At 63.2% G+C, this 15,372-nt stretch carries 12 protein-coding genes and 2 pseudogenes; 9 read left to right on the top strand and 5 right to left on the bottom strand.

Annotation, left to right across the window (positions count from 1 at the left end; all coding sequences use genetic code 11):
- Positions 1 to 316, bottom strand: a pseudogene (locus D9R14_RS08765) (dihydroorotase); the annotation flags it as partial.
- Positions 317 to 618: 302 nt separating this feature from the next.
- On the opposite strand from D9R14_RS08765, the gene D9R14_RS08760 reads away from it, so the two are divergent.
- On the top strand, positions 619 to 1,011 hold the full coding sequence (locus D9R14_RS08760) for a thiamine pyrophosphate-dependent enzyme (RefSeq protein ID WP_210210827.1): 393 nt from the start codon (positions 619 to 621) through the stop codon (positions 1,009 to 1,011).
- 14 nt (positions 1,012 to 1,025) lie between these two features.
- Here D9R14_RS08760 and D9R14_RS08755 read toward each other — a convergent pair whose 3' ends face one another.
- Positions 1,026 to 2,495: an FAD-binding oxidoreductase gene (locus D9R14_RS08755; protein ID WP_210210826.1), complete on the bottom strand. Its 1,470-nt coding sequence runs from the start codon at positions 2,493 to 2,495 to the stop codon at positions 1,026 to 1,028.
- A gap of 629 nt (positions 2,496 to 3,124) precedes the next feature.
- On the opposite strand from D9R14_RS08755, the gene D9R14_RS08750 reads away from it, so the two are divergent.
- From D9R14_RS08750 to D9R14_RS08730, 5 genes are all read left to right on the top strand, one after another.
- A complete protein-coding gene (locus D9R14_RS08750) occupies positions 3,125 to 4,009 on the top strand; it encodes a DUF1254 domain-containing protein (protein WP_121622934.1) in 885 nt (294 codons plus the stop codon).
- Between the two features lie 4 nt (positions 4,010 to 4,013).
- Positions 4,014 to 4,769, top strand: a complete 756-nt coding sequence (locus D9R14_RS08745) for a nitroreductase (protein WP_121622933.1) — start codon at positions 4,014 to 4,016, stop codon at positions 4,767 to 4,769.
- Positions 4,756 to 6,297, top strand: a complete 1,542-nt coding sequence (locus D9R14_RS08740; RefSeq protein ID WP_121622932.1) for a class I adenylate-forming enzyme family protein — start codon at positions 4,756 to 4,758, stop codon at positions 6,295 to 6,297. Before D9R14_RS08745 ends, D9R14_RS08740 begins: the two co-directional genes overlap by 14 nt.
- Positions 6,298 to 6,370: 73 nt before the next feature.
- The gene (locus D9R14_RS08735) at positions 6,371 to 6,760 is read left to right on the top strand and encodes a nuclear transport factor 2 family protein (RefSeq protein ID WP_121622931.1); all 390 of its coding nucleotides are present in this window, start codon (positions 6,371 to 6,373) and stop codon (positions 6,758 to 6,760) included.
- A gap of 16 nt (positions 6,761 to 6,776) precedes the next feature.
- Positions 6,777 to 7,346: a gamma carbonic anhydrase family protein gene (locus D9R14_RS08730; protein WP_210210824.1), complete on the top strand. Its 570-nt coding sequence runs from the start codon at positions 6,777 to 6,779 to the stop codon at positions 7,344 to 7,346.
- A 240-nt stretch (positions 7,347 to 7,586) separates the two neighbouring features.
- Here D9R14_RS08730 and D9R14_RS08725 read toward each other — a convergent pair.
- The 3 genes and pseudogenes from D9R14_RS08725 to D9R14_RS08710 form a co-directional block, all read right to left on the bottom strand.
- Positions 7,587 to 7,961, bottom strand: a pseudogene (locus D9R14_RS08725) (hypothetical protein); the annotation flags it as partial.
- Between the two features lie 564 nt (positions 7,962 to 8,525).
- Positions 8,526 to 10,418 carry a thiamine pyrophosphate-binding protein gene (locus D9R14_RS08715; RefSeq protein ID WP_170168557.1) on the bottom strand — a complete coding sequence of 631 codons (1,893 nt, stop codon included), beginning with the start codon at positions 10,416 to 10,418 and terminating at the stop codon, positions 8,526 to 8,528.
- 370 nt (positions 10,419 to 10,788) lie between these two features.
- Positions 10,789 to 11,454 carry a TetR/AcrR family transcriptional regulator gene (locus D9R14_RS08710; protein WP_121622929.1) on the bottom strand — a complete coding sequence of 222 codons (666 nt, stop codon included), beginning with the start codon at positions 11,452 to 11,454 and terminating at the stop codon, positions 10,789 to 10,791.
- A gap of 169 nt (positions 11,455 to 11,623) precedes the next feature.
- Between D9R14_RS08710 and D9R14_RS08705 the strand changes: the two genes are divergently transcribed.
- From D9R14_RS08705 to D9R14_RS08695, 3 genes are read left to right on the top strand one after another with little or no spacing between them, the layout of a single operon-like run.
- Positions 11,624 to 13,657 (top strand): AMP-binding protein, encoded by a 2,034-nt coding sequence (locus D9R14_RS08705; RefSeq protein WP_121622928.1) that lies wholly within the window; start codon positions 11,624 to 11,626, stop codon positions 13,655 to 13,657.
- Positions 13,654 to 14,460 (top strand): ABC transporter ATP-binding protein, encoded by an 807-nt coding sequence (locus D9R14_RS08700; protein WP_121622927.1) that lies wholly within the window; start codon positions 13,654 to 13,656, stop codon positions 14,458 to 14,460. The genes D9R14_RS08705 and D9R14_RS08700 overlap by 4 nt, the downstream gene beginning before the upstream one ends.
- Positions 14,460 to 15,371, top strand: coding sequence for a branched-chain amino acid ABC transporter permease (locus D9R14_RS08695; RefSeq protein ID WP_121622926.1), 912 nt, complete (start codon positions 14,460 to 14,462; stop codon positions 15,369 to 15,371). Before D9R14_RS08700 ends, D9R14_RS08695 begins: the two co-directional genes overlap by 1 nt.
- Position 15,372 lies beyond the last annotated feature (1 nt).

Raw genomic sequence — 15,372 nt, 5'->3', positions numbered from 1 at the left:
AATCGTCGAGCGTGGTGGGGTGGGGCGTGTTGTTGGTCATGTCGATGCACATGGTCACGCCGCCGACCGCCGCCGCCGCCGAGCCGGTCTGGAAGTCTTCCTTGTAGGTGTGCCCCGGCTCGCGGAAATGGCAGTGCACGTGCCAGATGCCCGGCAGCACGTCCCGTCCGGTGGCGTCGATGCGCTCCGCCGCCGCCTCGAAAGGCCCGCCGATAGCCGCGATCCTGCCCTCCAGCACCGCGATGTCCGCCCGGTACGACGACGTCGGCGTGTGGATCGTGCCGTTTTCGATCACGAGGTCATAGGGTCGGGACACGCTCGAACCTCTTGGATCACGATCGCGCGCTGCCGCCTTCGCCGCGCGCCGCTGCATTGACGTATCGGAGAGCGAAAAGACTGCACATCTTGAGATGCGCAGGGCCCAGAATGGAAGGCTTAAGACCTTGCCTGAACGAGAGAAATCAGGGGAGGTCACTTATTGATTGATGGAAAAATACAAAGTGTACGCACGGAGTGTCAAGCGGATATGCAAAACATCGGTGGGGGCGATCCGACCGACATGAACGCTCGCCGGACGGGGGCGATTTCAAGGGCAGTTCGGGAAAGTTCGCCGTCCAGGTGATCCGCCACGCCATCGTCGCGGCAGGCGATGGCGCCCTGCGCAGAAACTGGACCTTGATGCCGATCAAGCGCGCGATCGCACACCAGCCATCGCTCGCCCGCTTCATCGTGCGCGAGACGCGGCCCGGCCCGGGGTCACCGATCCCGATGCGCTGCTCGATTTTTTCGCCCGCACCGGCCGCACCTCCGCGCCGCTGGCTTGCGGCGGGCAGCCTCGGCGGGATCGGCGTGGGCATTTCGACCCCGCTCGGCGTGAAGCTCGCCCGGCCGGAGGACCCGGTTCTCGCCCTTGTCGGCGACGGCGCCTGGAGCATGACCATGCAGGAGGTGATGACAGCGGTGCGCGAGCGCATCAACCTCGTCACGGTGATCTTCAGCAACCGCCAGTAAGGACGCCGCAAGCCTCAGCCGGGTGACAGCGGGATGCTCTGCGCGAACCGGAACAGGTTCTCCGGGTCGTAGCGGCGCTTCACGCCGCTGAGCCGGGCGAGGTTTTCGCCGTAATAAGCGTGCTGCCAGTCCTTGAGTCCTCGGTCGGGGAAGTTCACGTAGGACCGTGGAAGCACGAAGCGCTGCATGTCGGCGAAATAGTCGTCGAGCCAGCGGGCCTGCTGCTCCACCAGATGCGGCGGATCGAGCGGCGACCAGGCCCGCTCCATCTCGAAGATGAAATTGCAGCCGCGGTGCACATAGGCCGTCTCGTCGACCCGCTTGTCGCCGACCGCGCCGCCGATCGCGAACAGGATGCCCATGTTCGCCTGCCGCACCGCGCCGCCGGGCCATTTCGACATCCAGGACAAGGACACCTCCAGGGCGTCGGCGGCGAGCCGCTCGCGGATCATGCTCGAACGGATGTCGAAGAAGCCCTGGGGGTCGTCGGTCACCAGATAGTCGCGCGCCTCCCAGTAGCTCATCGGCTTGATGTAGGCGCGGGCCGGCTCCAGCATGCGGAACAGCGGCTGGATCAGCTCCCGGAAGGCCCGCTCCTCGCCGTAGAACACGCCGAGCGTCTGGGCGGCAAGCTGGTCGCGGCGGGGGAAGGGGCCGGCCTGCAGGGTGGCGACCTTGCTGCGCGTGGAGATGTCGCGCGCGTTCCGGATCTGCAGGTCCTGGAGCGCCAGCATCATCTCGACCTGCTTCTGCGCCGGCCAGAAGATGTTGAAGACGGTCACGTTTCCGACCGGCACCATGCGGTAGGTCAGGCTGGTGTGGATGCCGAAATTCCCGCCGCCGGAACCGCGCACGGCCCAGAACAGGTCGGCATTGCTCTCGGCGCTGGCGGTGATCGGCTCCAGGTTGGCCAGGACGAGGTCGGTCGACAGCAGCCGGTCGCAGGTCAGGCCGGAGCGCGTGCTGGCGAAGCCCCAGCCGCCGCCGAGCGTGAGGCCGGTGACGCCGACCGTCGGGCAGCGGCCGGAGGGGATCGCGAACGGATAGGCACTCGCCACGTCGGCCACGTCCTGGTTGGTGGCGCCGCCCTGCACGGTGAGGGTCTGATCGTCGAGATTGACGCTGACCCGGCGCAGCGCGCGCACGTCGATCAGCAGGCCCGGCGTGGTGGAATAGCCGGCATAGGAGTGGCCGCCGGAGCGCACCGCGAACACCTCGCGGTTGTCGCGCGCCCAGCTCAGGCACTGGATGATGTCGCCCTCCGAGGCGCACAGCGCGATGGCGCGCGGCAGCACGCCGTCGTAGCGCGCATTGTTGGATCGGGCGCTGTAGCGGTAGGCATGGTCATCCGGCAGCAGGAGCCGGCCCTCCATGTCCCGCGCCAGCGCCGGCAGGCCGCCATCGCCGGAATTGACCGCAATCCGGGCGAAGGCCGCATCCGGCGCCGCCGCAATCGCCGCACCCGCAGCCGCACCTGCACGCATGAACCCGCGCCGGGAAAGAAACGTCGCCATTGCCGACCCCAAGACAAAGGGGGCCAGCTGACGCCGAGGCCCCGGACACAATGGGATCAGACTAAACGGCCTGCCGTGAATTTTCCTCCACCGCGCGAGGGAAAAATCACGCGCCGAAGGCTCGGGCGGAGCGCTCGCCTTCGCGGCGGGGAGATGGCCGCGGGGACCGGAGCCTCCGGTCCCCGCGCGCGGCGAATCTTGTGTCGCAACGGCTGCAGCCCCGACCGGCAGAGCCTCTCGGGGCGGCTGCAGGATGAGCCGCTGCTTAAGCCCTGGACCTACCCGGGCTATTCGCGCTGGCGCTCAAAATCAAAAAGTCTCGCAATGATGCCCCCTGCCTTGCGGAGCTTGCATCATGCGACCGTCACCAGCCTCAAGAGGTTCGCCTTTGTCTGAAGAGCGCGCGCAAACAGTCATCGCACGACCGACGAAGGCAACACGTGATCCGGGACAGACGGCTTCCGTCACGGGTTTGAGGCCCGTCAAAGCGCGACCGCCGCTGGCGCGATACAGCCCATCAATTGGGCAGGACCAGATAACGGCGCAGTCTCGCGCGAAGGCCAAGTTGCGCCGCAAATACGAGACAGAGGGTAGATGAGATGAGTGCCAAGCTGCTCTTTGCCGCTCACGTGCTGCTGGCTGGCGCCCTTGTCATGCCGGCCGCGGCGGAAACCTACAAGATGACCACGCCGATAGCTCCCGGCATCGCGACCCCGGATGAGGTCGAGACGTCGATCGGAACGCTGAAGCTGCATGATGGCGTCCCGACCGCAGACACGACAAAGGCGATCTACGATAATCTCGACCGCTCGCGAGCGCTTCAAGCGTATCTGTTGGGACTTCCCATCGTCAATCAGGTGGCCATGCGCAACGCCCTGCGCGAATACGGGCCGGTCAACACGACGAACGTGATCTGGGAGAATCTCGTCGACTCCAAGACCGTCGAACTGACCGCAAACGACAACACGGTCTACAGCTTCGTCTGGCTCGACACGAGCAAGGGGCCGCTGGTTGTCGAGATCCCGCCGAAGGTTCTCGGGTTGATCGACGACCTGTGGTACCGCTGGGTGGCGGATGTCGGCCTTACGGGGGAAGATCGCGGCAAGGGCGGCAAGTATCTGATTCTGCCACCCGGCTATGACGGTAAGGTGCCGGACGGCTATTTCGTGGTGCGCCCAAGCACCTACGGCAGCTGGATGCCGTTCCGCTCGTTCCTGGTGGACGGCTCGCCCAAGCCGGGGGTTGATCTCGTCAAGCGGACGCTGAAGGTCTACCCACTGGGCGACGCCGCCAATCTCCGGCACATTCCCAAGCTCGTCGCGGACGGGACCGCGGTCTTGATCGCCGAGCAGAACATGCTCAAGGCGCTGGAAATCGCCGACCGCGCCTACGTGTTGCGCAATGGACGCATCGTCCAGGAGGGGCCGGCCGCCGCTCTGAAGGCAGACCCCTTGGTCCGCGATGCATTCCTTGGAGGCCGATAGAGAGATGACTTCTGACGAGAACCACGCCCACGCCCTCATCCGGGGACGGCACTCCGTTCGCGCGTTCCAGCCGACGCCGGTGGCGGGAGAGGTGGTCCGGAGGATTCTTGCGACCGCAGCCCGCTCGCCGAGCGGCACGAACATGCAGCCCTGGCAGGTCTATGTGCTCGCTGGCGGCGCGCGGGACGCTTTGGTGGAGCGAGTAAGGGCCATGCGGGCGGCCGAGCCCGAGCGCGAACGTGGGCCCCAGCCGTTCGGCGAGTATGTCTACAATCCGGAGCCTCTGGAGGAGCCCTATCGCGGACGCCGCAAGGCGGTAGGCTGGAGCCTTTACAGCCTGCTCGGCGTCGCGCAGGGCGATCGTGCTGCGAGCTGGGTCGCGGCGGGGCGCAATTTCGAATTCTTTGGTGCGCCAGTGGGACTGATGTTCACGCTCGACCGCACCCTCGGCATGGGCAGCTGGCTCGACCTCGGCATCTTCCTGCAGTCGGTCATGCTGGCGGCGCGCGGGGAAGGCCTCGACACCTGCTGCCAGGCGGCGTGGCGCCACTATCACGACGTCGTCCGGCAGATCGCGCCCATTTCGGACCAGGAGATCGTCGTCTGCGGCATGTCGCTCGGCTATGCCGACGCGGCCGCGGTCGCCAACACCCTGCGCTCGGAGCGCGAGCCGGTGGCGGCGTTCGCCCGCTTCATCACCACCGCACCTTCAGCGCAACCCCACGTGACACCCGCGGAGCAATGCGATGCGACTTCCTGACTTTCTGGACAAGACCGCGCTCGCCACGCCCACTGCTCCTGCAATCTGGTTCGAGGGGAAGACGTTTGACTATGCCTGGCTGCGCAGCATGAGCCTGCGACTCGCGAAGGCGCTGGCCCACAAGAGGCTTGCGCAGGGTGCCTGCGTCGCAAGTTGGCTGCCGAACCATCCGATGTCCCTCGTTGTGCAGTTCGGCGTGCACCGCTTGCCGCTGCGGTCCCTGCCGCTCAATCCGCGCGCCACGGCCCGCGAATGCATCGACATCATGACGACGTTCGAGCCGGAGTGGCTGTTCATCCACCCGTCCTTCGCCGCCGCGTTGGGCGATATCCGTGCTAGCGTTCCGAGCCTGAGAGGCATCGTCGTGGTGGATGGGGCGCCCGACGACGATCACACGATGGAAGCCTTCCTGAAGGATGTCGGCGATACGCCCATCGACACCAATATTGGCGGCGAGGACGTGGTCACCCTGCTCACCACCGGCGGCTCGACTGGCGTGCCAAAGGGCGTAATGCGGGTCAGCCGCAACTGGTCCACCCTGATCACCAATTATCGCCTCGCCCTGTCCATGGATGCCCCACCGGTGAATCTCGCGGTCACGCCCCTGACCCATGTCGCTGGCGATGTCGCGCTCGCGGTGGTCGCACAGGGTGGACTGAATGTCATCCTGTCCAAGCCGAGGCCGAGAGACATCCTGAAGGCCATCGGTGAGCATCAGGTGACGCACATGTTCGTGCCGCCGACGCTTCTCTACATGATGCTCGCAGAACCGGACGTGCACACGTTCGACTTCGGTTCGCTGCATTATCTCATGTACGGCGCAGCCCCCATTTCGGTGGACAAGCTACAGGAGGCTTGGTCGGTCTTCGGTCCGGTCATGACGCAGCTTTACGGCCTCATGGAAGCCACCAGCACGGTTTCCATCATGACTCCGCGGGAGCATGCTGCCGCCCTGTCGGCGGCGCCGGGACGGTTCGGCAGCATCGGCCGCGGGAGCGCGATGACACTCGTCGATGTGGTGAACGACGCCGGCGAGCCGGTTGGTCCGGGCGAAACCGGGGAGGTGGTGTGCCGGGGGCCGAATCTGTTCAAGGGCTATGTCGCCAATGAGGAGGCAACCACGAAGGTGCTGCGCGACGGCTGGTTCCGGACCGGTGATCTCGGCGTGAAGGATGAGGGGGGCTATGTCCGCCTCGTCGATCGCAGCAAGGACATCATCATCACCGGCGGCATCAACGTCTTCCCCGGCGAAATCGAGCAGGTGATCTGGCGCCATCCGGCCGTCCAGGACTGTGCCGTCATCGGCGTGCCGGACGACAAGTGGGGCGAAGCTGTCACCGCCGTGCTGGAGCTCAAGCCGGGCGAAAGCATCCAGGAGGATGAGGTGATCGCCATGTGTAAGGAGAGCCTCGGCAGCATCAAGGCGCCAAAGGCAGTGGTCGTCTGGCCTGAGCTTCCGCGGAGCACGGTCGGAAAAGTATTGAAGAAAGACATTCGTGCTTATTATTGGGGCGATCGGAGCATATGATCTGAAATTGTTGCTTCAGAACGCGAGGTGGCCCCCGCGTAGATAAGATCAGCTGCAAGACAGGAGAAGAAAGATGAGCGCTCCCCATCCGGAGGCACAGGTTGATGCCGTGCGCAAGGTCATTGAGCGTTATCTCGATGCCGTGCGGACCTGGAACGAAGGCGAGTTTCGTGCGACCTTCGATCCGCATGCGAACATCGCTCACTATTATGTCAAAGGCGATGAAATCCGCACCATCACGCTGGATGAATTCGTCAAGGTTATCGGCTCCCTGCACCAAAAATACGACAATGCCGAGGAGAAAGCGAAGGAAATCGATGTCCGGATCGTAGACCACATCGCCAGCGTTCGTGTTCCCTTCGCTTTCGTGATGGGTGACAAGGCAATGGAAGGGCAGGATCTTTTCAATCTCGCCTGCTGCAAGGGCGAGTGGAAAATCATGCACAAGTCGTATTATCTCTGAGCGGGTGGACAGAGCGATGACCCGTGAAACTGCTGCCTCGCCCTTCTACCGGCTGGGTTCGCTCGTTCCCCGTGCCGCGCCGTCGGCCTGGGTGGCGCCCTCGGCAAGTGTGATCGGAGATGTGGACATCGGCGCGCACTCTGGCATCTGGTTCAACTGCGTTCTCCGCGGTGACGCCAATAAGATCCGGATCGGGGAACGCACCAACATACAGGATGGCACCGTCATCCATGTGGACCCGGGCCCCTTCGCCGCGCTGGTTGGCGATGACGTGACCATCGGCCATTCATGCCTGATACATGGCTGCACACTTGAGGACGGCGCGTTCGTCGGCATGGCTTCGACCATCCTCAATGGCGCGGTGGTGGAAGGCGGTGGGGTTCTCGGCGCCGGCTCGCTTCTCACTTCGGGCAAGCGCGTGAAGCGGGGTGAACTCTGGACCGGCGCCCCGGCCCAGCTCCGCCGGACGTTGAGTGAGGAGGATATCCAAGAATTTATGTCGGTAGCTGCTCATTACTGCCGGAATGCGAAGCGATTTCTGGATGAAATCGAGCCTGTGGCGCACGAAATTTTAATAAGCGGGTAAAACAAGAAAATTCGCGGTATCGGGCAAGCGTTCAACTATTTCAAAGCCAAGGAGGCAGCAAGGGCAACTCCCGTGCTTTGCGCCTCTCGTTCTGAGGTCCGCTTCGCGGCCACTGGCCGCATAGAGTATCTTAAAGCTCTCCTATGTGGGTGGTATAAGAAGCGAACCTTCTGTGGGCACGTTTCGCCGACGACTAAAGCTGCCATATGTATAAAACTTCCATCCCTGTCTCGAAAATCAAAATACCGATGGCGAGAGTGAGCGCGCGGCGAACTGAGCGCGACCGGAAATGCGTCCGTCTTCGTTCAAAAGTCCTTGTTCGATGATCCCCGCCGCATCGGCGAAGGGCACCGCGTTGGGAAAATCGAGGTAGCTGCCGGGCACGATCAGCGCGAGAAACAGGCCAGGAGCGGTTGGGTCTGGCACTACCTCCGCGACCTTGGCGATAGCGAAGTAGCCACGCGTCTCCACCAACTTTCCAGGTTCGCAATAGACGATCCAATCGCCGACGCAGGCCTCCACGCGGCCCAGATAATTGCGCGGGAACTGATACCGCTCCGCCGGGCTGTCGTCGTAGATCGAATCGGTTCTGTGGATGAAGACGCCGAATCCCATGGCCTTACCTTAACGCTTCCCCCTGCCCGGAGGCAGGGGACGTGCCGGAATGGGAGCGAGCCCAGCCGTGTGCCCGTATGGCTCGCGCAACGAGGATCAGCTGAGTTTGGCCGGAGGCTGTCGCGGTCGTTTCCGAGTATGGTGCCGGCCTGCGTCATTCTCAGCGCTATCCGCAACAGCGTGACGCCTATGAAGTTCTTTCAAGCCGCAGCCGCCTGACAAGCGCGAGAACGCCGCCGATGACGAGGGCGTGCACGGCGACAACCAGGCCCAGCGCCGCATAATGAAAGCTGGCGCCGACGGGCCCAATCGCGAAAATCGTCGATAGACTGAGCGGCAGGAATACGAACAGCGCCGTTCCTAGTCCGGGATTGTAGCAGCGCAAGCGCAGGGGCAGCGCCGATGTGGGTGCGCGAATTGCGTCTGGGGGATGCTTTGCTGAATGCAGGAAGCCGACACTCAGTCGTTCGGCATAAAACGAGATAGCTGGCAGCTGCTTTCAAAAGGTCGAATGTGGGGGCGACCGGACTTTCCCGGCCGCCTCCGCCAACGACAGCGCTTGGCTCATTCCGGTACGATGTAACTCGACTGCTCAGCCAGATCGCGGAGCTTTGCCTCGTCATTTCCCGTCAACTCGGCGATGAAAGACAGAGGAATATGCGTCCCATTGTCTTCCGCAGCCTTTCGGATGCGCAAGGCGTTGAGCGCCGACACGGCGAAGTGCTGACGTATTTCGGGGCCGATCTCGCTGAGGCCGCGAGAATACATATCTCCGGACTTCAGCCGCAGCCAGGCTTGCGAATACTCCACGCCGTCGCAGTCGGCGATCACATTGACCACCGCCGGCTTGCCGGAGGCGAAGGCTCGCCTGAGGGCCGGTTCGAGATCTTCCGAGCGCTCGACAAACTCGCCATGGGCCCCGAGCGCCTGGAACGCGAGGTCCCAGCGGTTGTTCTTGCCCACCGACCAGTCGATGTTGGGGTGGATGTCCTCTCCCATCAGCGAATTGCCGCCCCAGGAACTGTTGTTGAGGACGATGACCACACATGGAAAGCCGTAGTGGATCATGGTCTCGATATCGGGCGCGGCAATGCCCATTCCGCCGTCGCCCACCAGCGTGACGACCTGCTTGCCGGGGCGCGCGACCGCCGCGCCTATGGACATGCCGATACCCTGGCCGAGCGCCACGCGCGGGCCCGCATCGAGGATCTGGCCAGCAAATCGCGCGCGCAAAGCGTCCGTGAGGTAGAGCGAGCCCGAATAGCTATCGTAAATCACGGTCGCGTCGTCGTCGATCATTTTGGCGATGACATCCGTCAGCTCGTAGGTGTGGATCGGCGTGTGGTTGGCGAATTTCTTCCTCAGCTCGGCCCGTTTCTCGATGCTGCGGCGCTGAGCGCCATGCAGCTTCGCGATCCAGTCCGTCCGATCGACGGTACGGCTGCCCAGTTCCTCGGCGCAGATGGCGAGCAGCGATTGAAGGACGAGCTTGCTCGACCCCGCAATCATGACCTCCGACGGCAGCGGGTACCACAGCTCGCCCGCCACCTCGTTGACCTGGGCATACTTGACCGCTTTGCGTGGCCAGTCGGGAGCCTCGAACCAGGACTCCAATTCGCCCGCCCGCATGCCCACCAGCAGGATCAGATCAGCCTCGCGCAAGAGTGCTCCTCTGGTGGAGCTCGGCAAGGCGAGGGGGCTGAGCTCCGAGACGGCACCGCGCGCGGTACGTCGCGTATTGGTCGGAACCTGCAACAGCGTGGCGAGAGCAAGGAGCTCGTCGGCCGCGTCCGACCAATAGACGCCGTCGCCGGCGACGATGACTGGGCGCTTTGACGCCAGCAGCAGCTCTGCCAGCTTCTCGATCTCTTTGGGATCGCCGCTGCTGAGCGGCAGCCGGGGCTGACCGTGCTCCGGGATGTATTTGCGCTGCCCCTCCGGGCCAAAGCGCCACTGGTTGTTGACGGGGATCTCGAGGCAGATCGGGCCGGGCGGATACCCGCAGGTCTCGCGCAGGGCCTTCTGGGTCCAGAAGGAATTGAGCTCCCAGTCCACCAGGCGCTTGGTCCATTTCGTTACCGGACGGAAGCACTCGGCGGCATATCCCTCCTGCAGAATATCGAGGTGATCGCCGGCGGTGCCGTGCTGCCCCACCAGCAGCAGCATGGGGCTGAGGGCGCCGATGCCCTGGGACAGCGGCGCCAGATAGTTCGACATCCCGCCCGAGGAAGAGGCATAGCAAACGCCGGTCTTTCTCTTGATCCGGCCATAGGCGTCAGCAGCAAATCCTGCCGACTGCTCATGGCGGAAATGGATGTTCTTGATTCCGAGGCGAAACGCCTCCTCCAGGACGTTGTTGATATAGCCGTGGATGCCGAACATGTGCTCGACTCCATTCTCGACCAGCGTCCGGGCAACCGCACGTCCACCCGTCAGCCTGGGCTCGTTTTCGGCCATTCGATCCTCCCTCATAAGTTCGCAGTCCGGCGAACGGCCCGCACAGAACGGGAGCGCCGAAAATAACGACTGTTATGCGATAATTAGGCGAGAGGCTGAAGTCAAGCGCGTTCGACCCGGCCGAGCCGGCATGCCCCGCGAGGAGTAAGGCCTTATGTCGGCGCCTCGAATGAGGGAATGGCATGCCAGCATGCGCCTTTGTAGGTCCTCATGCGTGCCCGGTGGAGATGCCGATAGCGCAAAACGCCTGTTAGGCCCCGGTGGGACCTGCGTGAATGCCGGCAAGGTCGTCACATGATGCAAGACAATATGTTGAAATATATGCTTTATTTCGATGTAGGCGTCAGAAATAGCATCGACAGCCCGGTTCCTACGCCTTGGCAGCAACCGAACGGACACTCCGGACTTTGCTTGGGGTGCGCTCACCATCCTGCCGCGCCCCGACCTTGGGCCCGCGCAACACAAGCAAGACGAGGTTATCGGCAATGCTCTCGATGCCATGCCGTCCCGGCTTATACCATTCCAACGTCCAATTCATCGCTCCGAACAACAATAACGACAGGGTATGCGGATTGATATCCGGATGAATGGCCCCCCGCTTCTGGCAACTCTTCAATATATCGGTCCAATAAAGTTCATACTTGTGGCGCTCACCGAGCGTGGGCGCGCGCACCTCCACGGGAACGTGCGCAAAAATACGGGTGTTGGCGGAGGGAAAGCTGTCTTCGCCCAGGAGGCATTCGATGTGTTTTTGAATTCCTGCCTTCAGGATCGCTTCGCAAGGCGCATTCTCGCCCAAAGCCTCGATGGCTCCGCGAACTTCCGAGAACACCCTTTTGTGCCCTTGATCGAGAATCTCGCGAACAATGTCCTCCTTGGATGAAAAGTGGTAATATAAACTTCCGGTTGTCATGCCAATCGCTTTTGCAATTCCACGCAGTGTTACGGCTGCGTAGCCCTCAGTTCGAAATAGACGGGCGGCACAACTTAGTATCTGCTCTCTCGTTCCCGTTTCATCGTTATGTATACGTGCCAAGCTCGAACCTCACTCCAGTCACCGATCCAAATGCAGGCCGCAATGGTGTTTTGGGATCATGGAGCACTTGACGTCGGATTTCCAGCCCACTAAGTTTGAAAATAACGGTTGTTAGGTATGTCGAAAAATCGAACGTCGGGCCAACTGGCGATTTGGGGGATGGAGCGCAATGCCAGCAGTGACTGAGGAGGCTCGCCTCCCGGATCTTTCGGTGCGCGGCGCGGCCTCGGATGCCCGCGCCGCGCCGCGGGATCAGGCGACCGGGAGCGAGTCTGACGATACCTTTCCAAAGGTTCTTCTGCGCAGGGCCAAGGGTCACGCAAGTGATCCCGCCGTGCGCGAGAAGGAATTCGGCATCTGGCAGTCCTACAGCTGGAGCGAGGTCGCCGAGGAGGCGGAACTGCTCGCCTGCGGGCTCGCGAGCCTGGGTCTGGAGCGCGGCGATCGGGTCGCCCTGCTCGGCGCGAACCGCCCCCAGTTCTACTGGGCGACATATGCCATCCAGTCAGTCGGGGCGATTCCCGTTCCCATCTACCAGGATTCCATCGCCGAGGAGGCTGTGCACATCCTTGATCATTCCGGGGCCAGCTTCGTGCTCGCGGAGGACCAGGAACAGATCGACAAGGTTCTCTCCGTCCGGGATCACCTTCCTCGCCTCAGCGGCCTAATCTTCAAGGATCCGCGCGGGCTTCGCAGCTATGCCGAGCCGGGCCTCAGAAGCATGGAGGAAGTACGCGCGCTGGGGATCGCAAAGCGTGCCGCGGATCCCTCATTCTTCGCGCGCGCCGTCGCCGAGGGGAGCGGCGGCGACGTAGCGATCATCTGCTACACCTCCGGCACCACCGGGAAGCCGAAGGGAGTCGTCCTGACCTTCGACAACCTTATCGCCACGGCGAGCACCATGGCCGCGTTCGAGGGCCTGACGGGCAGCGACAGCGTACTTGCTTATCTGCCGATGGCGTGGATCGGGGACCACTTCTTTTCCTACGCCCAGTCCGCGCTCGTCGGCTTCCCCGTCAACTGTCCGGAGAGTGGGGCAACCCTGATGACCGATCTGCGCGAGGTCGGACCGACCTATTTTTTCGCCCCGCCGCGGATATTCGAATCCATCCTCACCGATGTGACTATCCGCATGGAGAATGCCGGCTGGATCAAGCGCAGGCTGTTCGCCTTCTTCATGGCGGTGGCCCGGAGCACCGGCGTGCGGCTGCTGGAGGGCCGGCCCGTGTCGGCGGGCCAGCGGCTGCTCTACGGGATCGGACGGCTCGTCGTTTATGCACCGCTTCTCAACACGCTGGGGCTTCGTCGCCTGCGCGTGGCCTATACCGCGGGCGAGGCCCTGGGCCCGGAGATATTCGACTTTTACCGCTCGCTCGGCGTCAACCTCAAGCAGGTCTACGGCCAGACGGAATCGAGCGTCTATGTCTGCGTTCACGCCAACGACGACGTGCGTTCGGACACCGTCGGCCGTCCTGCCCCCGGAGTCGAAGTTCGATTTTCCGAGCAGGGAGAGCTGCTCTATCGCAGCCCCGGCGTGTTCAAGGAATATTACCGCACCGAAGATGCGACCGGCGACGCGAAGGATGAAGGAGGCTGGGTACGCTCGGGCGATGCCGGCATCGTCACCGACGACGGCCACATCAAGATCATCGATCGCGCCAAGGACGTGGGGCGGCTGTTGTCGGGCAGCTTGTTCGCGCCGAAATACATCGAGAACAAGCTGAAGTTTTTCCCGTCCATCAAGGAGGCCGTGGCCTTCGGTGACGGGCGGCAGAACGTGTGTGCCTTCATTAACATCGAACTGGAAGCGGTCGGCAATTGGGCCGAGAGGCGGGGCATCAGCTTCACCAGCTATGCCGATCTTGCCGGCAGGATGGAAGTGTACGATCTCGTTTCCGGACAGATAGAGGAGGCGAATCGCAGCCTCGCGCGCGAGCTGCAGCTCGCCGGCGCTCAGATCCACCGCTTCCTGATCTTGCCAAAGGAACTGGACGCTGACGATGGCGAGCTTACGCGCACGCGAAAGGTCCGCCGCCGCGTCATCGCCGAGCGCTATGGGGCACTGATCGAGGCGATGTACGGGGATGACGACAGCGTAGACTTCGAGACGCGTGCCACCTTCGAAGACGGTCGGGTCGGGATCGTGCGGGCGCATGTTCCCATTCGACAGGCGCGGACCTTCGCTCCGGAGCCGGTGCGATGACGCCCGCCAGCGCAGCTGCGCACGCAGCCCCTGCAACAGGCACGATCCTGAAGCTCGACGATGTCAGCCTCTCCTTTGGAGGGATCAAGGCGGTACAGGGCGTGACCTTCGATATCCGGCCATCCGAGATCCGCGCCATCATCGGTCCCAACGGCGCCGGCAAAAGCTCGGTGCTGAACATCATCAATGGCTTCTACCGGCCTCAGAGAGGGACGATCACCTTCAAGGGCCGCGCTCGGAGCTATATGAGCCCTTATGAGGCGGCGCGCGGCGGCGTCGCCCGGACGTTCCAGAACATCGCCCTCTTCAAAGGCATGACCACGCTAGACAACATCCTCTCGGGCCGGCTCCTCAAGGTTCGCAGCTCGGTGTTCGAGCAGGCCCTTCAGGTCGGTCGCGCCGTGCGGGAAGAACTCGACCAGCGCCAGCACGTCGAGCGCATCCTCGACTTCCTAGAGATCGAGCACATCCGCAAGACGCCGGTCGGGCAGCTGCCCTATGGGCTGCAAAAGCGGGTCGAACTCGGGCGCGCCCTCGCCATGGAGCCCGATCTGCTCCTTCTGGACGAGCCAATGGCGGGCATGAATCTCGAGGAGAAGGAGGACATGTGCCGCTTCATCCTCGACGTGCGCGAGGAGTTCGGCGCCGCGATCGCACTGATCGAGCACGACATCGGGGTGGTGATGGACCTCTCTGACCGGATCGCGGTCCTCGAATATGGGCGCCTGATTGCCGATGGCGCTCCCGAGCAGGTCCGCAATGATCCCGCCGTGATCGCCGCCTATCTGGGAGCCAAGCGCTGATGCCTACGCCCTTTTTCGTCCTGGAGGTGGCACTCAGCGGGTTGCTCGCGGGGCTCCTCTATTCGCTGGTCGCCCTCGGTTTCGTGTTGATTTACAAGGCCTCCGGCGTCTTCAACTTCGCCCAGGGCGCGCTCGTCCTCCTCGCCGCGCTCGTCTTCGTCCGGGCGACCGAGATCTTCGATGCGATGGGCCCCGCGACCGTCGGATTCTGGGCCGCCTTGCTGGCGACCATGGCGGTCATGGTTCTCGTCGCCGCCGCCATCGAACGATTCCTTCTGCGGCCGCTGGTCAACCAGCCGCCCATCACCCTCTTCATGGCGACCATCGGCCTGACCTTCCTCATCGAGGGGATCAGCCAGATGATCTGGGGATCGCGGGTCTATACGCTGGATCTGGGAATCCCGGACGAGCCGTGGATCATCCATGGACTGTACATCGGCAAGATCGACCTCTTCGCCGCGGCGGTGGCGATCGCCATGGTGATCGCGCTCGCGGTCTTCTTTCAGTTCACCCGCATCGGGCGGGCGCTGCGGGCGGTGTCGGACGATCACCAGGCGGCGCTGTCCATCGGCATTCCTCTGAATTTCATCTGGGTGGTGGTCTGGAGCCTTGCGGGAATGGCCGCGCTCTTTGCGGGGCTGGTGTGGGGCGCCAAGCTCGGCGTGCAGTTCTCGATCTCCGTCGTCGCCCTGAAGGCACTTCCGGTCCTCATCCTCGGCGGCTTCACGTCCATCCCCGGCGTGATCGTCGGCGGGATTTTGATCGGCGTGTCGGAGAAGCTTGCCGAGGTTTTCGTCGGGCCGGTCGTGGGGGGCGCGATCGAATCCTGGTTTGCCTACGTGCTGGCACTTGCGGTGCTGCTCGTGCGCCCCCAGGGCCTCTTCGGCGAAAAGATCATCGAGCGGGTGTGAG

This window comes from Xanthobacter tagetidis (assembly GCF_003667445.1).
GTDB lineage: Bacteria > Pseudomonadota > Alphaproteobacteria > Rhizobiales > Xanthobacteraceae > Xanthobacter > Xanthobacter tagetidis.
The sequence above is the reverse complement of the archived record's forward strand: the minus strand, read 5'-3'. Positions and strand labels throughout refer to the sequence as shown.